Annotated in this window: 20 protein-coding genes; 10 read left to right on the top strand and 10 right to left on the bottom strand. The window is 45.1% G+C overall.

Annotated elements, in window-relative coordinates:
* Positions 1 to 24: 24 nt before the first annotated feature.
* Genes MC24_RS07980 through clpP form a run of 6 tightly spaced genes read left to right on the top strand, consistent with a single transcriptional unit; the run spans position 25 to position 3,792 of the window.
* Positions 25 to 474 (top strand): GatB/YqeY domain-containing protein, encoded by a 450-nt coding sequence (locus MC24_RS07980; protein WP_038054365.1) that lies wholly within the window; start codon positions 25 to 27, stop codon positions 472 to 474.
* Positions 471 to 1,121 carry a tRNA1(Val) (adenine(37)-N6)-methyltransferase gene (locus MC24_RS07975; RefSeq protein ID WP_038054361.1) on the top strand — a complete coding sequence of 217 codons (651 nt, stop codon included), beginning with the start codon at positions 471 to 473 and terminating at the stop codon, positions 1,119 to 1,121. The genes MC24_RS07980 and MC24_RS07975 overlap by 4 nt, the downstream gene beginning before the upstream one ends.
* Entirely contained in the window at positions 1,118 to 1,627 is a 510-nt protein-coding gene (locus MC24_RS07970; protein ID WP_011942910.1) for a holo-[acyl-carrier-protein] synthase, read from the top strand. The genes MC24_RS07975 and MC24_RS07970 overlap by 4 nt, the downstream gene beginning before the upstream one ends.
* A 5-nt stretch (positions 1,628 to 1,632) precedes the next feature.
* The gene (locus MC24_RS07965; RefSeq protein ID WP_038054358.1) at positions 1,633 to 1,905 is read left to right on the top strand and encodes a flagellar protein FliT; all 273 of its coding nucleotides are present in this window, start codon (positions 1,633 to 1,635) and stop codon (positions 1,903 to 1,905) included.
* A gap of 26 nt (positions 1,906 to 1,931) precedes the next feature.
* The gene (gene tig, locus MC24_RS07960; RefSeq protein WP_038054355.1) at positions 1,932 to 3,209 is read left to right on the top strand and encodes a trigger factor; all 1,278 of its coding nucleotides are present in this window, start codon (positions 1,932 to 1,934) and stop codon (positions 3,207 to 3,209) included.
* Positions 3,181 to 3,792 carry an ATP-dependent Clp endopeptidase proteolytic subunit ClpP gene (gene clpP / locus MC24_RS07955; protein WP_038054352.1) on the top strand — a complete coding sequence of 204 codons (612 nt, stop codon included), beginning with the start codon at positions 3,181 to 3,183 and terminating at the stop codon, positions 3,790 to 3,792. Before tig ends, clpP begins: the two co-directional genes overlap by 29 nt.
* 18 nt (positions 3,793 to 3,810) lie before the next feature.
* Here clpP and MC24_RS07950 read toward each other — a convergent pair whose 3' ends face one another.
* From MC24_RS07950 to MC24_RS07915, 8 genes are read right to left on the bottom strand one after another with little or no spacing between them, the layout of a single operon-like run.
* Positions 3,811 to 4,464 carry a lipid-binding SYLF domain-containing protein gene (locus MC24_RS07950; RefSeq protein ID WP_038054349.1) on the bottom strand — a complete coding sequence of 218 codons (654 nt, stop codon included), beginning with the start codon at positions 4,462 to 4,464 and terminating at the stop codon, positions 3,811 to 3,813.
* Positions 4,465 to 4,476: 12 nt separating this feature from the next.
* Positions 4,477 to 4,743, bottom strand: coding sequence for a flagellar biosynthesis protein FliQ (gene fliQ, locus MC24_RS07945; RefSeq protein WP_038054346.1), 267 nt, complete (start codon positions 4,741 to 4,743; stop codon positions 4,477 to 4,479).
* A 6-nt stretch (positions 4,744 to 4,749) separates the two neighbouring features.
* Entirely contained in the window at positions 4,750 to 5,499 is a 750-nt protein-coding gene (gene fliP, locus MC24_RS07940) for a flagellar type III secretion system pore protein FliP (RefSeq protein WP_038054344.1), read from the bottom strand.
* Positions 5,496 to 5,789, bottom strand: coding sequence for a FliO/MopB family protein (locus tag MC24_RS07935; RefSeq protein WP_038054341.1), 294 nt, complete (start codon positions 5,787 to 5,789; stop codon positions 5,496 to 5,498). The genes fliP and MC24_RS07935 overlap by 4 nt, the downstream gene beginning before the upstream one ends.
* Before the next feature lie 6 nt (positions 5,790 to 5,795).
* Positions 5,796 to 6,158 (bottom strand): chemotaxis protein CheY, encoded by a 363-nt coding sequence (gene cheY / locus MC24_RS07930; protein WP_004081049.1) that lies wholly within the window; start codon positions 6,156 to 6,158, stop codon positions 5,796 to 5,798.
* Positions 6,159 to 6,161: 3 nt separating this feature from the next.
* The gene (gene cheW / locus MC24_RS07925; RefSeq protein ID WP_156105118.1) at positions 6,162 to 6,617 is read right to left on the bottom strand and encodes a chemotaxis protein CheW; all 456 of its coding nucleotides are present in this window, start codon (positions 6,615 to 6,617) and stop codon (positions 6,162 to 6,164) included.
* A 5-nt stretch (positions 6,618 to 6,622) separates the two neighbouring features.
* Entirely contained in the window at positions 6,623 to 8,638 is a 2,016-nt protein-coding gene (gene cheA, locus MC24_RS07920; protein WP_038054335.1) for a chemotaxis protein CheA, read from the bottom strand.
* Positions 8,635 to 9,861, bottom strand: coding sequence for a competence/damage-inducible protein A (locus MC24_RS07915; RefSeq protein ID WP_038054332.1), 1,227 nt, complete (start codon positions 9,859 to 9,861; stop codon positions 8,635 to 8,637). The genes cheA and MC24_RS07915 overlap by 4 nt, the downstream gene beginning before the upstream one ends.
* Positions 9,862 to 9,903: 42 nt before the next feature.
* Between MC24_RS07915 and MC24_RS07910 the strand changes: the two genes are divergently transcribed.
* Positions 9,904 to 10,857 (top strand): protein-L-isoaspartate O-methyltransferase, encoded by a 954-nt coding sequence (locus tag MC24_RS07910; protein WP_038054329.1) that lies wholly within the window; start codon positions 9,904 to 9,906, stop codon positions 10,855 to 10,857.
* Here MC24_RS07910 and MC24_RS07905 read toward each other — a convergent pair.
* Together MC24_RS07905 and MC24_RS07900 are read right to left on the bottom strand one after the other, a co-directional pair.
* Positions 10,821 to 11,498 (bottom strand): ABC transporter ATP-binding protein, encoded by a 678-nt coding sequence (locus tag MC24_RS07905; protein WP_038054759.1) that lies wholly within the window; start codon positions 11,496 to 11,498, stop codon positions 10,821 to 10,823. The two genes, MC24_RS07910 and MC24_RS07905, sit on opposite strands and share 37 nt — an antisense overlap.
* Positions 11,499 to 11,503: 5 nt before the next feature.
* Positions 11,504 to 14,065 carry an ABC transporter permease gene (locus MC24_RS07900; protein WP_038054326.1) on the bottom strand — a complete coding sequence of 854 codons (2,562 nt, stop codon included), beginning with the start codon at positions 14,063 to 14,065 and terminating at the stop codon, positions 11,504 to 11,506.
* A 47-nt stretch (positions 14,066 to 14,112) separates the two neighbouring features.
* Between MC24_RS07900 and rsmG the strand changes: the two genes are divergently transcribed.
* The 3 genes from rsmG to rsmI are packed head-to-tail and all read left to right on the top strand — an operon-like array spanning position 14,113 to position 16,176.
* A complete protein-coding gene (rsmG, locus tag MC24_RS07895) occupies positions 14,113 to 14,799 on the top strand; it encodes a 16S rRNA (guanine(527)-N(7))-methyltransferase RsmG (protein WP_038054324.1) in 687 nt (228 codons plus the stop codon).
* Positions 14,796 to 15,506, top strand: coding sequence for a lipoate--protein ligase family protein (locus MC24_RS07890; RefSeq protein ID WP_038054321.1), 711 nt, complete (start codon positions 14,796 to 14,798; stop codon positions 15,504 to 15,506). The genes rsmG and MC24_RS07890 overlap by 4 nt, the downstream gene beginning before the upstream one ends.
* 1 nt (position 15,507) lies before the next feature.
* Positions 15,508 to 16,176: a 16S rRNA (cytidine(1402)-2'-O)-methyltransferase gene (rsmI, locus tag MC24_RS07885; RefSeq protein ID WP_038054319.1), complete on the top strand. Its 669-nt coding sequence runs from the start codon at positions 15,508 to 15,510 to the stop codon at positions 16,174 to 16,176.
* Positions 16,177 to 16,179: the final 3 nt, after the last annotated feature.

The following is a 16,179-nucleotide window of genomic DNA, read 5'->3' as shown; positions in this document are numbered from 1 at the left end:
GATTTTTGGGAGGAGGTATTCAACATGTCTCTGAAGGAGAAACTAATGTCGGATCTGAAAGAGGCTATGAAAAACAAAGACACGATAAAGATGAATACCCTTCGCATGATACTCACAACCCTGAGGAATCTGGAAGTGGAAAAGATGAAGGAAGCCACGGATGAAGAAGTAATGGAAGCGTTGATGAGAGAAGCCAAGAAGAGAAGAGAGGCAATAGAGGAGTACGAAAAACACGGAAGAGAAGAACTCGCAGAGAAGGAAAGGAAAGAACTGGAAATAATAGAGTCGTACCTTCCGAAGCAGCTTTCGGAGGACGAAATCAGAGAGATCATCATGGAAGCGATAAACGAGGTGGGTGCTTCTTCTCCAAAGGATCTGGGAAAGGTTATGAAAGTAGTGATGCCAAGGATGAAGGGAAGAGCGGACGGGAAACTTGTGAACAAGATGGTCAGAGAGATCCTGGAATCGTTATGAAGTTCGACCCCGATATCATCAGATGTGTTGAGATAGTGGACGCGGGTCCTCAGCAAAAACCAACCCACGCCTCATCGCTTCTCGTATGGTATGCGAAACCATCCAAGGACGTCAGAAACGTTCTGGAACTTGGTAGCGGTGTGGGAACGGTGAGTTTTGCCCTCGCAAAGCTCTACAACGTGCAAGTGGTTGGAGTGGAAAAAGAAAAGGAATTGTACGAGAAGGCTCTCGAAGGTATCTCGTTGAACAAACTTGAGGGAAAGGTCTCTTTTGTGAATTCCTCGGTGGAAGAACTTCCCTTTCCATGGGAATCTTTCGATATGGTCGTTTCGAATCCCCCTCATCACACAAAGGTTAAAAGCCCCAACCACTTGAGAGCCTCCACCCGGAGCATTGAAAAGAGAGACATAGAAAAGTTTGTACAGGCAACGTTTCGTTTTTTGAAGAACGGGGGAACAGCCGTTTACGTTCTTTCGCCGGAGAACCTTGTGGAGTGGCTGGAAATGTTTTTGTCTTTCAGATTGGAGCCCAAGAGAATGTGTTTTGTCCATGGTAAAATTGAGAAGGCTGCAACCCTCGTTCTTTTAAGATTGAGGAAAAACGGAAAAAGGGGATTGATTGTAGATCCTCCGGTGGTCCTTTCATGATAATTGGTGTGGGTGTTGACATTCTGGAGATAGATAGAGTACCAGAAAAATTCGCAGAAAGGATCCTCGGTAAAGCGGAAAAGAGACTGTTCTTGGCGAGAAATCGAAGGAAAGAGTTCATCGCTGGAAGGTTCGCTCTAAAAGAGGCTTTTTTCAAGGCTCTGGGAACGGGCTTGAATGGACACAGTTTCACGGATGTGGAATTTCTGGAAAGCGGTGGAAGACCGGTTGTATGTGTTCATAAGGATTTTGGTTTTTTCAACTACGTTCATGTTTCACTTTCTCACGATAGATTCGTTGTGGCTCTTGTTGTTCTCGAAAAAAGAAAAGGTGATATCATTGTAGAAGGTGACGAAGACTTTTTGAAGGAAAGGTTCGAAATCCTTGGAAGGTCAACCGAGGGGTGGGAGATAGAAACTTCTCTCCCGCCGTTTGCTTTGAAAAAACTTCTGGAAAACTCAAATTGCAGGCTTGTGAGGTATGGTAACATCCTCATCGGAGAGTGAGAGAAATGGACATCGATGAAATAGAAAGAAAAATAGACGAAGCGATTGAAAGGGAAGACTATGAAACGCTTCGTTCTCTTCTGGATAAAAGGAAAGAGTTGATGGAAAGTCTCCCAAAGGACAAACTGTCTGAGATCCTTGAAAGAGACAGAAAAAGATTGGAAATCATCGAAAAGAGAAAAACAGTGCTTTTTCGGGAGATCAATGTTATCAGGGAAGCCAGATCGTCTCTTCAAAAGAATATATGGACCAGAGGAGATACCTTAGGAAGAGGATAAAAACACGACAGGAGGGATGAACAGTAATGGAAGTGAAAGAGCTTGAAAGAGACAGAAACCGTGTTGTGCTGGAGTACGTCTTTGAAGCAGAAGAGATCGCACAGGCCGAGGACAAAGCGGTCAGGTATCTGAACCAGAGGGTAGAGATCCCCGGCTTCAGAAAGGGACGAATTCCAAAGAATGCCCTGAAGATGAAACTCGGTGAAGATTTTCAGGAGTACACGCTCGACTTTCTCATGGACCTCATACCTGATACGCTCAAAGACAGGAAGCTCATTTTGTCTCCTATAGTTACTGAAAGAGAACTTAAAGACGGCACCGCCAGAGTGGTGGTGGAGGTTCATGAAGAACCGGAAGTGAAAATAGGTGATATCTCAAAGATAGAAGTGGAAAAAGTGGACGAAGAAAAGGTTCTGGAGAAATACGTGGAGAGGAGGATAGAAGATCTCAGGGAGAGTCACGCACTCCTCGAGCCCAAAGAAGGACATGCCGAAGCGGGAGATCTCGTGAGAGTGAACATGGAAGTGTACAACGAGGAAGGGAAAAAACTCACCTCTCGTGAATATGAGTACGTGATAAGTGAGGACGAAGACAGACCTTTTGTGAAAGACCTTGTGGAAAAAAAGAAAGGCGACATTGTGGAGATTGAAAGAGAGTACGAGGGAAAGAAGTACACATACAGGCTCGAAGTGATGGAAGTGTACAAACGTACTCTTCCGGAGATCGGCGATGAATTTGCAAAGTCAGTGAACAACGAATTCGAGACACTGGAACAGCTGAAAGAATCTTTGAAGAAAGAGGGAAAAGAGATCTACGATGTGGAAATGAAAGAGAGCATGAGAGAACAGCTTCTTGAGAAACTCCCCGAAGTTGTGGAGATCGAAATTTCCGATAGAACACTTGAAATTCTCGCAAACGAAGCGGTCAACAGGTTGAAGAAAGAAGGAAGATATGAACAGATTGTGAATTCATATGAGAGTGAAGAGAAATTCAGAGAAGAATTGAAGAAAAGAATTCTGGATGATATGAAGAGAGACAGGGTAATAGAAGTCCTTGCACAGGAGAAGGGAATCAGTGTAAGCGATGAGGAACTCGAAAAAGAAGCGGAGGAACTCGCTCCCTTCTGGGGAATCTCTCCTGAGCGTGCTAAGAGCCTTGTCAAAGCACGTCAGGACCTCAGAGAGGAATTGAGATGGGCCATTCTGAAAAGAAAGGTGCTCGATCTGTTACTTCAGGAAGTCAAAGTGAAGGTGGTTGAACCAAAAGGAGAGGGTGATGACAGTGAAGGAAAAGAAGATAATTGATCAATACGTTCCCATAGTCGTTGAATCCACGGGAAGGTACGAGAGAGCCTACGACATTTTCTCGAGGCTTCTAAAGGACAGAATCGTTTTCCTCGGGTCTCCCATAGACGATTACGTGGCAAACCTGGTAATAGCTCAACTTCTGTTTCTGGAAGCGGAAGACCCAGATAAAGACGTCTACCTCTATATAAACTCTCCCGGAGGCTCTGTGACGGCGGGACTCGCCATCTACGATACGATGCAGTACATAAAGTGCGATGTCTCAACCATATGTGTGGGACAGGCGGCTTCCATGGCGGCTGTACTCCTTGCAGCTGGCGCAAAGGGGAAAAGATACGCGCTTCCGAACGCTCGAATAATGATACATCAGCCACTCGGTGGTGCTGAAGGACCTGCCAAGGATGTGGAGATCATAACGAGGGAACTTCTGAGAATAAAGGACCTCCTCAACAGGATTCTGAGCAAGCACACAGGACAGCCGATAGAGAAGATAGAGAGGGATACAGACAGGGACTTCTTCATGAGTGCAGAAGAAGCGAAAGAGTACGGGATAGTTGACAAAGTTGTCAGCACAAGAGAGTGAGGGCACCTTTCGGTGCCCCTATTTTTCTGTCAACTTTTCGTTCAGGAGGTTTACGATCTTTTCTGCTCTTCCCGAAACCTTTTTTTCTAATACTTCTTTGGAATCGATTCTGTACACGTTGTAGTACTCCCTTGTGAGGTCTAAGTCAATATCTACCTTTGCTCCTTCCAGAGAGAAACCCGCGTAGAATCCACGTGCGATTGAATACGAGTAGACAGAAGCGTCGAGATTGTAATCGGCACTGAGTCTTCTCCCAAGGGGTCCCGCCGCGACACTCAGTGATCCTCCGAGGGTGATGTTTCCCTCGGCGAAGGCATCGACATTTTCCATGATGACGGCTATGAGAGAAACGGATTGAAATCCTATCTGTGGACCGAAACTCAATCCGTACATCTTCACGAACAGAGGACCGTACCAGGTGTTCGTTTCTGGATCTCTTTTCAAAAGCACTCCCTGACCGTACTGTCCTCCCAGTACCCAGCCGAGTTTCAGATATTTGGGCACAATGAGTATACCTCTGGCCCTCTCGAGGAGAGATAGGAACGCACCGCTATCTGGTTGATCGAGGAACTCTTTCAGTGCGAGGAACGATTCATCGATTATATCAAACGCACTTGCGAAAGAAAACAGCGAAGATGTGAGGATCGTTAAAGCAACGAGGAATCGTTTCACCTCATCACCTCCTCAGATCATCTGAAAATATTTCTGAAGCAACTCGATGAAGAAATCGAGGATTTTCTGTGTCATCCAACCGCTCAAAAACAGGATTGTGAGAAACAACACGATTATCCTGGGGGCGAACATCAGCGTCTGTTCATGAATTTGCGTAACAGCCTGGAAGATGCTGATCACAAGTCCCACGATGAGACTCACAACGAGGGGTGGTACGATGATTTCCAGTAGAAGTCCTATTCCACTTTTCATTATATCCAGAAAGACCTCTACGGTCACGGTGAATCACCTCACAAAACTCTTTATCAACCCTTCTACAAGCAAATCCCAACCGTTTGCCATGACGAAAATGAGAATTTTGAACGGCAGAGAGACAAAAACCGGAGGTATCATGATCATTCCCATCGCCAATAGTATACTGGCCACTATCATGTCTATCACTATGAAAGGTACATAAAGAACAACTCCCATTTTGAAGGCAACTTCCAATTCCCCCAGAACGAAGGCTGGTATCAGAACGGCATTCGGTGCCTCTTCGATTTTTGCGATTTCAATGTTTGAGTTTTTCGCCAGCATGAAGACGTTATCCTCGTTGTGATGATTCTTCAGTTCGGTGATCATGAACTCTCTTATACGGGTGTTTACCCGTTGAAACATCTCCTGATAGCCCATCTCTTTGTTCAAATACGGTGTTATGGCGTTGTTGTAGATATCGTTCCAGACGGGTTGCATGATGAGAAATGTGAGAAAAAGGGCAAGACCTATCATGACCTGGTTTGGTGGAGTTTGACGCGTTCCAAGGGCGTTTCTGAAAAATGAAAAGACAACGATTATGCGCGTGAACGAGGTGAAGAGAACGAGAATGGAGGGTGCGAGTGCCAGTACGGTCAGTACAAGAAGGATCTCGAGAGTAACGACGAGGTCCTCTGGTTCTTCAGCGGGTCTTACACCTATGGATATTGATGGAAAAGGTATCTCCTGAGAAAAATACAAAAGGGGAAAAAGGATTAAAAGAATCAGGAGAAACTTTCTCATTTAATTTTTCTCCCCAATTTCTTGAAGAACATGCTGGAGAAAGATTTCTCTTCGTAGTCTTCAAGTTTCTTTATGACGGTAGCACCAGAATCTGTTACTAAAATGACAAAATATTCATCGATCACTCTAACAATGGCTATGAAAGTCTTTCTATCCAAATAGTGCCTTTCCAGAACAGAAATACTGGATCCCTTTTGAATGAAGATTCCCCTCTTCACAAAATAGTAAACCAGAAGGAGAAAGAAGAGAACTATCCCAAACGCCAGAAGAAACTGTAAAATCCCGCTCATGGAATTTCACTTCGAAACCTTGTTGAGAGCCTCTACCACCCTGGAAGGCTGGAAAGGTTTTACGATGAAGTCTTTCGCTCCAGCTTTTATGGCTTCTATGACCATTGCCTGCTGTCCCATAGCACTGCAGACGATGATCTTTGCGTTGGGATCGATCTTCATGATCTCTTTGATCGCATCGATACCGTTCATCTCCGGCATGGTGATATCCATCGTGACGATGTCCGGTTTGAGTTCTTTGTACTTTTCAACGGCTTCACGACCGTTCGTTGCTTCCCCTGCAACTTCGTATCCCGCTTTTGTGATGATATCTTTCAACATCATCCTCATGAACGCTGCATCATCGACTATCAAAACTCTCTTTCCCATCTTTTACACACCCTCCTTAACGGTTATTTCTTCGATTATCTTGTCGATGTCCAAATAGATGATGAGCTTTCCGTCGGTTTTTATGAGACCCTTTGATTTTTTACCGAATTTATCGGACACGTTCGTCAGATCGAGTTGATTCTCGGTTATTCTCAGAACTCCAAGGACCCTATCGACAAGGAATCCCACTTCCACATCCTTCGTTCTGGCGACAATTATACTCCTCATCCTCTGTTCATCAAACGAAATGCCCAAAATCTTTGCGAGGTTCACTACAGGAATGATTCTTCCCCTTAGATTGATCACACCCTCCACGAAGTGTCGTGATTTTGGCACAGGTGTTATATCGGATTTTTCAATCACCATCTCTATGTTGTCAACATCAAAAGCCAGTGTCTGTTCATCTATTTCGAAAGATAAAACTTCGAATTCTTTCAAAGCATCCGCCAATGTTTTCACCCCCGTTATACAATGCCGGAGACGTTGATTATCAGCGCTATACTACCATCACCGAGGATGGCTGCTCCGCTGAATTCTTTCACATCGGAGAACACCTTTCCAAGAGATTTTATCACGATATCGTCTTGACCGAGAAGTTCATCCACAACAATACCGTATTTTCTGTTTCCTACCCTCACAATAACCGCTTCCATTTCTTTCAGTTCTTCTTTGTGCTCTATTTGAAGCACTTCCCACAGGCGGTAAACAGGGACTACTTCTCCTCTTATAACGATCACATCTCTGTCCTGGATTCTCTGGATATCTTTCTTCGAAATACTGAGTATCGTGTCTATGTTCGCTATCGGAATCGCGTAGACGAGATTGTTGACTTTGACGAGGAGCGCCTGAATGATGGCCAGAGTGAGCGGTAATCTTATCGTGACTTTTGTTCCTTTGTCTTTCTCGCTTTCTATGCTTATGCTTCCATTCAAAGATTCCACAACATTCTTTACAACGTCCATTCCCACTCCTCTTCCGGACACTTCTGAGACTTTCTCTTTTGTGGAGAATCCCGGGACGAACAAGAAGTTCAGAATCTCCTGATCAGAAAGGGTAGCGGCCTTTGATTCATCTATGAGTCCCTTTTCTATGGCTTTTCTGATGATCTTTTCTTTGTCTATACCCCTTCCGTCGTCTTCGACCTCTATTACCACGTTGTTTCCCTCGTGACGCGCCGAGAGAATGAGAGTTCCAACGGGGGGTTTTCCTTTGGCTATTCGCTCTTCCTTGGGCTCTATACCGTGGTCGATGGCGTTTCTCAAGAGATGGAGCAGCGGTTCGCCTATCTCTTCAACGAACGTTCTGTCGAGCTCTGTGTCTTCTCCTCTCATGATGAAATTCACTTCTTTGTTCATCTTCTTGGCGAGGTCTCTCACCATTCGAGGGAATCTGTTGAAAACGAAGGAAATGGGAACCATTCTGATCTTCATCACGACGTTTTGAAGGTCCAAGGTGATTCTGCTGAGCTGAGACAGACTCTCATCCAGTTCTTTTATGTTGTATTTCTTGAGGGTTTCCAGTATTCTGCTTCTTGCGATGACCAGTTCTCCCATCAAGTCCATCAAATTGTCCAGTTTCTCTATATCTACCCTGACTGTTTGCGAAATAACCTTTTTTCTTTCAATCTTTTCCTCAGCTTTTTCAGTTTTCTCTTCTTTCTCGGTTCTTTTTTCAGCCTTCGATTCTTCGACGACAGCGGTTAATTCTTTGATTATTACCTTCTCTATGTCGGCGATGCTCGACAGAGCTTCAGAAAGTTTCTCCAGATCTACAGGAGAGATGACGAAGAGTTCCACTTCGTTTTCGAATTTCTCTTCTTCTATCTCTTCAACCGAAGGAACCGTTCTTACAACTTCACACTTCAGTTCTTCAAGCTTGTGGAAAACGAGGTAAATCCTGGCGGATTTCAGTTGCGTTCCTTCTTTGAGAATTACTTTAATATAGAACGTTTTGAAGCCCTTGTTTCTCGCTTCTTGAAGAACGTGGACGACTTCTTCAGGAAGAACCATGGCTTCTTCATTGCTTGTTGATTCTCCTTTGTGTTCTTCCTCACCCTTTGTTTCCGTTTCACTTTCGATCTCTGAGGCTTCCTTTTTTCCCGATGAAACAAAGCTTTTTATGGTGTCCGAAAACACATCTATGTTTTCTCCGATGTCGTCACTTCCCTCGGAGACGATCTTATCAACCATTCTGGTTATCATGTCGACCCCCGCGAAAATCTTGTCGAGGAGATCAGAAGTTATCTTTATATCGCCGTTTCTGGCTTTATCGAGGATGTTTTCTAAGGTATGGCAGAGCTTCGCCATACTGGAAAACCCCATTGTACCTGCCATTCCCTTCAGGGTATGAAGAGCCCTGAACGCTTCGTTTATGAGCTCCATATCCTCGGGGTTTTTCTCCAGTTCGAGGAGGGTATCGTTCAGATTCTGAAGGTATTCTTTTGTCTCATCGACAAACACTCCGAGATATTCTTCCATCATACTTTTTCACGCCCCTTCAAGTATTTTCTGAGGTTTTCCAGGGCCATCATGGCGGATCTGGTTCTTATCGTGTTACGATCGCCTGTAAAATTATACCTCATAGTGATGTGTTCATGTTCGAAGATATCTATGAAAACCGTCCCCACAGGTTTCTCCGGAGTACCACCTAATGGGCCCGCTATTCCGGAGATGGAGACACAGATATCCGCTCCGGTGAGTTTTTTAAGACCCTCCGTCATCTCCTGCACACATTCTTTGCTCACTGCACCGTGTTTTCTGAGAGTGTCTTCTCTAACACCGAGGATGTGTTTTTTCAGATCGTTACTGTACGCCACCACACCACCGGCAAAAACCTCTGAGGCCCCAGGGACGTTCACCACTAAAGAAGATAACATGCCACCCGTGCAGGATTCTGCCACAGCGAGCGTTTTTTTCCTGTCTTTCAGGAGTCTAACCACGACTTCTTCCATTTTTTCGTCGTTCATACCGTAGAGGTGTTCGCCAGTTTTTTCGAGTATCTTTTTCACCATCTCATCCAGATACTCCTTGTTCTTCATGTGGGTGGTCAACCTGAGCCGTACTCCTTCTACATGATCGGCCATGGTGGCCACTTCCACTATGTTTTGAGAATAAAGAATATCCTTCAAAAGATCTTCGAGAACGGCTTCAGGAATACTGTAGTATTTCAACACAATCTGATACAGGACATCCGTCGTTCTTAGCCGATCTTTAAGGGCATTGAACATGGGGATCAATTCTCTGGGAGGTCCTGGTAGGAGAATTATGGTTTTTCCATCTACTGTAAGAATCTGCCCTGGAGCACTGCCCACGGGATTGTCCAGAACTTCGGCACCATCTATTACTAAAGCTTGTCTTTCAATGTTCTGTGGTACTTCGGAATGGTATTTCTTTATCTTCGCTTTTATCTCCGAGAGAAGCGCCTCATCGAGTTTGAGACTCCTGTTCAGCGATTTCGCGACGGCATCTCGGGTGAGATCATCCTGTGTGGGACCGAGCCCTCCTGTGAGAACAAGGAGGTCGACCTGAGGAATGAGAGTTTTCACCTCTTCTGAGATGGTGTCCAAATCATCTCCTACCGTCGATACCTTGACAACTCTATATCCAAGATTCTTCAATTCCTGACAGAGGAACTGCGCATTCTTGTTGAGTATCAAACCTTCCAGTAGTTCGCTTCCGATAGTGATGATCGCCGCTTTCTTCATACGACCCCTCCCTGGTGATATGATAACACACAGGGGGATGTTATGAGAGAAAAGCTCTTTTGGATTCTTAAAAAGTACGGTGTGAGTGATCACATTGCGAAGGCTTTTCTGGAAATACCCCGAGAGGAGTTTCTGACGAAGTTTTATCCTCCTTCTTACGTTTACGAGGATATCGTTCTGGTCTCTTATGATGACGGTGAAGAATACAGCACTTCAAGTCAACCTTCTTTGATGGCATTGTTCATGGAATGGGTAGGCTTGGATGAGGGGATGAAAGTCCTCGAGATAGGTGGAGGAACGGGTTACAACGCTGTCGTGATGAGCAGAGTTGTGGGTGAGAAAGGCCTTGTGGTCTCCGTGGAATATTCGAGAAAGATCTGTGAGATCGCGAAAAGAAACGTGGAGCGCCTTGGAATAGAGAACGTTATTTTTGTCTGCAGAGACGGATACTACGGTGTCCAGGAGTTTTCCCCGTACGATGTTATCTTCGTGACAGTCGGTGTAGATGAGGTACCGGAGACGTGGTTCTCTCAACTCAAGGAAAGTGGGAGGGTGATAGTACCTATCAATTTGAAACTCTCAAGAAGACAGCCCGCTTTTCTGTTCACAAAAAAGGATCCGCATCTTGTGGGAAGCTACAAATTGGAAACCAGATTCATAACGGCAGGGGGCAACCTTGGAAATCTCCTTGAGAGGAACAGGGAGCTTTTGAGAGAATTTCCATTCAGCAAAGAGATCTTAATACCACGTTCTCATACCTTTGTGGAATTGGTGGATCTCCTCACCAGGAGACTCGCAGAGATTGGTGGAAAGTTCTACTACGCTGGGCCAAACGGCGTGGTAGAGTTTCTCGATGACAGGATGAGGATATACGGAGACACTACAGAGATAGAGGACCTTTTAACTCAGTGGGGAAACTGCGGTTACAGAAGCTTTGAGTATCTCACACTTCATGTGGGTTACAACACATTTTCACGTATATCCTGTTCTATTTGACCATCTCTTATCTTTATAACCCGGTCCGCTTTCTCTGCTATTCTTTCGTCATGAGTCACGATTACCAGTGTGGAATTTCTCTTCATTTCCATCAGAAGGTCTATGATCATTCTTCCTGTCTCGTTGTCCAGGGCACCGGTGGGTTCATCCGCCCATATGACTTTTGGGTTGTGGACGATGGCCCTCGCGATGGCAACGCGCTGTTTTTCCCCTCCGGAGAGTTCCTCAGGAAATCTATCACACTTGTGAGCCAATCCCACTTTCCTCAGAATTTCGAAGGCTCGCTCTCTTGCTTCTTTTCTGTTCACACCCAGTATGAGCAGAGGTAGTTCCACATTTTCAATAGCGGTAAGAACGGGAACGAGATTGAAGAATTGAAACACGAACCCCATGTTTTCCGCTCTGAACCTCGTTCTTTCCTCTTCTGAGAGTCTGTACAGGTCTGTCCCGTGAATTACTACAGTTCCCCTTGTGGGACGATCCACACCAGAAAGACAGTTCAGAAGAGTCGTCTTTCCAGAACCTGATGGACCCAGGATCACAACAAATTCTCCAGTGTTTATTCTTAGATTTATACCCTTCAAGGCCGTTACTTTCTCTTTCCCATTGTACTCCTTCCACAGGTTGTGGACTTCGATCAAAGCCTTCACTCTCCTTCCCTCATGGCTTCAAGTGGTGAGAGTTTTGACATCATAAAACTCGGTATCACCATAACGGCTGAAGCAAGAGCAACCACTGTGAGAAGCGACAGAAGTATAGAAGCTACCGGTACGGAAACCATGAAAGTTCCGAGGCTTTCAGACATTGCTTCTGAAACGAAATACCCCACGAGAACACCTGAGACGGTACCTATGAGTATTCCTCCGAAGAGGAAGAAAAGATGTTCTATCAGGAAGGAGGTTACCAACTGGTTTATTTTCATCCCCACGGCGCGGAGTGTTCCCATTATCTTTACTCTGGAAAAGTACGATTTCAGAACAAAAAGTAGAAGTCCGGAGGAGGCAGATAAGAATCCAAACAGGAAAATGAACCTTATTACGCTGACGAGCCCCTCTATTCCGCTGTAGAGTTTTTTGAATTCCTCATCCAAGAAAAAAGGATAGGCAAATTTTGAGAGGTAGAACTGTTTCACATTGGAAGCACTGCTTTTTTCAACTTTTCCAAGAAGCAGAGATAAGGGTTTTACGTCGCTGGCGGCGTTTGAGATAGGTGCGATCATGTCGATCGGGACCAGATAATCGTTCTTGTTGTAAACGCCAGCGATTTTAAACTTAACATCTTCTCTTCCACCGAGTGGGAGGATGGACTTCAGAGTTCCTGTTATTTCTTCAAAATCAACAGGATCTCCTATCAGAACAGTATCAGAGGCCTCCAGAGATTTCACGGATCCCCGAAGAAGCTTCAGCGTTGAGTTTCTAAAAAACGATTCATCAACAAAAGCGATCATTTTTTCTCCCTTTTCTGTTTTCAAGGTATAAAGGTAAACTCTGCAAGGATCTTTCAACTCTTCATGAAGGGGGAGAGATGTTTTCGCCAATAAAGACCTGAATGGATTTTCCAGAACCAGAAAATTGTATCCAAAGAGCCCTCCTCTCACCTTTTCCTGAACAAATCGGTCCGCGCTGGCAGAAAGTATGTTGAAGACTGTGACAGAGAAGATCAGAAAGGCGAAGGTCAGGGAAACTGTGATACCTTTCTTTGGAAAGCGCTGGACGTAGGAAAGTCCTATCAGTAGGGAAAGATTGCCCTTAGACATGAGGTTGTTGAAGACGTTCTTTGAAAGAAGAACCACCGAAAAAACCAAAAGAGTCACACCAAAGAAAATAGCGGATCCTTTGTTCAGTGATGATAGAATGAAATCCCTTTCACTTTGAAGGTTCAAATCGGAAAAGAATCCCATACCAAGGTTCAAAGTGCCAAGAGCCATCATTATGAATGGATTCTTCAGTTTGATAGCGATGACCAGTGACAGCAAAACCACGGAAAACACACGAAGTTCGGAGAAGAAAAGAACTAAACCCAGAAACACAACGAAGATCAAGAGTTTCCAGGAGACATCCAGCTGTTCTCCCATTTCTCTGTAAACGGGCGGTTTCCCAGTTATTTCTCTCGCTTTCAGAAGGAAAAGGATCATTGGGAAAAGAACCCCGAGTCCAAGGGAAAGAAAGAGTGTTCTGATCGAAAGGTGAAATACTATCTTATCAACGTGGAAAAACGAAGATGAGATCACATCAACGACTTCCTGAAAACGACTCAGAAGAAACTTTCCGACGAAAATCCCAATCAACACACCTGCTGCTGCCGATATCAGAGAGTACATGAAACCTTCCAGAAGCAGTATTCCCCACTCTTCCATCTTTCTGAGCCCTATCTTTCTCAGAGTCACGAGTGTGGAGCTCCTGTCTCTCATCACGTCCTCACAGAACATGTAAAAAACTAAGAAACCAACGAAGATTGAAATGCCAGAGAAAGCCAGTGTCACGTAAGCGAGGGACCTGTTGATCGGAGATTTGAGAAAGCTGTACTTTATATTCCTCACCCTGAGATTCGTCTCTATGTTCGTTTCTTCATGTTTTTCGATTGGAAGGCTGTAGTAAAGGTAACACTTTGTGGGGAAAACTCCACTGGGAAAATCTTCCGCGTTGATGAAAACAGTTCCAGGCAGACTCGCCGATTCACCTTTGAAGTTCAAAAAACCTTCCTCACCGATTTTTACAATGGTAAATTCCCTACTTCCTGATGAGAAGAGCAGGGTGATTCTGTCTCCCACCTTCAGGTTCATCAGTCTTGCAACAGACTTTCCAACTATGGCCTCTCCCGGATTCAAAGTCAGTGACTCGCCGACGAAGTCTGAGAGGGATTCCGGTTCTGTAGCTATCACGAGAACGTCCAGAGAGTTGTTCAACCTGGCGCTGTCTTCTGAGACTGGGAGGACACCTTTCACCTGTTTTTTCAGGTTTTCTATTTCAGAATCATCGATTTTTGAGGTTGCAAATGAGAAAAAGAGAAAGGAAGGGCTCTTTGGCTCAGCCACGGCATCCGCGTTACCGAAGTTTTCTTCTATCCTTTCCCATTTCCACACGTTTATCGAATCCGAAAGAGACAGCGCTCCCGTTACCAGCGACAGGCTGATGGCCAATCCTAAGATGACAACGAGGGAGATTTTCAAATTTTTTGTGAAGTTTCTCAGAGCGATTTTCAGAATCACAGATGTTCCCTCCACAAATGTTAGAATTTTCTTCGGAGGTGTCGCCTTTGGATTCAGTAAAGAACATTCTTCTCGAGTACGGGCTTAGATTTCAAGAACCGCAGATAGAAAAGGTAGATAAATACATCGAGGAACTCCTGAGAACCCCTTACAACCTCACCGCTCACAGGGATTTAGACTCTGCTGTCCATAAAAATGTTGTAGAAATTCTACTTCCCTTAAAAGAAGAACTGGAAGGGACACTCCTGGATGTTGGTTCAGGTAATGGTGTCCCAGGGCTTATTTTAGCTATCTTTTTTCCGAAACTCAAGGTGGTACTTCTGGATTCCAGAGAAAAGTCGGTGAATTTTCTCAGAGGAGTAATAGAAAAGCTGGATCTGGAAAATGTTTCAGCTGTCAAAGAGAGAGCAGAGAATTTCTCCAGAGAAAGGCGAGAAGAGTTTGACTATGTCACAGCCAGAGCTGTGGCGCGGTTGAATGTACTGGTGGAGATCTGTGCACCAGCATCGAAAATCGGTGGGAAACTTCTTTTCTACAAGGGGCCTTCGTACAGAGAGGAATTGAAAGAGGCGCAAAAAGCCATAAAAGAACTGAAGGTGGAACTCGAAGAGGTGCGGGAGTATTCTCTAAAAACCGGCGAGAGAAGGGCGCTGCTGATATTCAGAAAACACGAGAACTCTCCTGAGAAATATCCAAGGAGGGTGGGTGTGCCATTCAAGAGACCTTTGTTGTGATTGAAAAAGGTGTTTTCCCTGGGGCGTTGAACATGGCCGTCGATAGCTTGATGGCGGAGTGGGCTGTGAAGATGAACGCGGTGTTGTTCAGGTTTTATGGTTGGGAAAGACCTACCGTTTCCCTGGGACGTTTTCAAAAAAAGGGTGGGATAAACGTTCCTGATTGGATAGATGTTGTGAGAAGACCTTCTGGAGGCAGAGCGCTGCTTCATCACCGGGAGATCACCTATTGTCTTGCAGTTCCCAGAAAAGTAGACGCCGGGAAGCTTTCCGTTCTGGAATTTCACAGGCTGGTACACAGTTTGATAAGGGACGCTCTGGTAAAAGCCGGGGTGCCCGCTGAGTTGTCAAGCGAAAGACGGGGAAACACGATGCTTTGTTTTGATGCACCGTCGAGGTACGAGATCGTGCTCAACGGTGTCAAGGTGGTAGGGAGTGCGCAGTTCAGAACGGCTGAGTCCATCGTTGAACATGGATCCATAGTTCTGAAACAGGATGTTGAGCTTCTGAAAACCATTTTTGGGGATGGTATTCCTCCTTTGAAAGGTATCCTGGATCTTTACGATGTGGATGTGAAGACTCTGGAAGAAAGTATCTTGGCGCAATTTGAGAAGGTTTTCGGTCCTTCGAAGAAGATACAGCTGGACAGTAGTATGTTGAAAGAATCGAGGGAAAGATCGTCTCTTTTTGAGGTAAGGAGGAGATAGTTTGGGGAAACTGATCATAGTGGGAACACCTATAGGAAACCTCGAGGATATCACCATCAGGGCTTTGAAGACGCTCAGAGAAGTCGATCTGATACTCGCGGAGGACACCAGGAGAGTTGTGATCCTTCTAAACAAATACAGAATAAAAAAACCGCTTCTTTCGTTCAACGAGAGGAACTCGAAGAAAAGAATAAAAGAAATTCTGCCGCTTCTCAGAGAGGGAAAGAAAGTAGCCCTTGTCAGCGATGCGGGGATGCCGGTGATCTCCGATCCAGGATACAACCTCATAGAGGAATGCTGGAGGGAAGGTATAGAGGTGGATATCGTTCCGGGACCGAGTGCCCTGACGAGTGCCGTCGCGGCAAGTGGATTCCCAGGTTCGAAATTCATCTTTGAAGGCTTTCTGCCACGTGGAAAGAACAGAAGGAGACTTCTCAAATCTTTGAAAAAGGAAAACAGAGTAATTGTGTTTTTCGAGTCACCGGAAAGGTTACTCTCAACTCTGAGGGACATTCTGGAGATAATTGGGGATCGGGAGGTGTTCATCGCAAGGGAGATGACAAAGCTTCATCAGGAGTTCTTCAGAGGAAAGGTGAGTGAGGCTATTTCGTACTTTGAAAAGAAAAAACCTCTCGGTGAGATTACAGTGGTATTATCGGGAAAGGAGTGAGAA

The sequence above is a fragment of the Thermotoga sp. Mc24 genome (genome assembly GCF_000784835.1).
Classification (GTDB): Bacteria; Thermotogota; Thermotogae; order Thermotogales; family Thermotogaceae; genus Thermotoga.
Note: the sequence above shows the minus strand (reverse complement) of the source record. Positions and strands in the feature narration are given on the sequence as shown.

Coding starts and splice junctions, on each gene's coding strand:
- MC24_RS07980 (WP_038054365.1), top strand. CDS start 25: ATGTCTCTGAAGGAGAAACTAATGTCGGATCTGAAAGAGGCTATGAAA.
- MC24_RS07975 (WP_038054361.1), top strand. CDS start 471: ATGAAGTTCGACCCCGATATCATCAGATGTGTTGAGATAGTGGACGCG.
- MC24_RS07970 (WP_011942910.1), top strand. CDS start 1,118: ATGATAATTGGTGTGGGTGTTGACATTCTGGAGATAGATAGAGTACCA.
- MC24_RS07965 (WP_038054358.1), top strand. CDS start 1,633: ATGGACATCGATGAAATAGAAAGAAAAATAGACGAAGCGATTGAAAGG.
- tig (WP_038054355.1), top strand. CDS start 1,932: ATGGAAGTGAAAGAGCTTGAAAGAGACAGAAACCGTGTTGTGCTGGAG.
- clpP (WP_038054352.1), top strand. CDS start 3,181: ATGACAGTGAAGGAAAAGAAGATAATTGATCAATACGTTCCCATAGTC.
- fliP (WP_038054344.1), bottom strand. CDS start 5,499: ATGAGAAAGTTTCTCCTGATTCTTTTAATCCTTTTTCCCCTTTTGTAT.
- MC24_RS07935 (WP_038054341.1), bottom strand. CDS start 5,789: ATGAGCGGGATTTTACAGTTTCTTCTGGCGTTTGGGATAGTTCTCTTC.
- cheY (WP_004081049.1), bottom strand. CDS start 6,158: ATGGGAAAGAGAGTTTTGATAGTCGATGATGCAGCGTTCATGAGGATG.
- cheA (WP_038054335.1), bottom strand. CDS start 8,638: ATGATGGAAGAATATCTCGGAGTGTTTGTCGATGAGACAAAAGAATAC.
- MC24_RS07915 (WP_038054332.1), bottom strand. CDS start 9,861: ATGAAGAAAGCGGCGATCATCACTATCGGAAGCGAACTACTGGAAGGT.
- MC24_RS07910 (WP_038054329.1), top strand. CDS start 9,904: ATGAGAGAAAAGCTCTTTTGGATTCTTAAAAAGTACGGTGTGAGTGAT.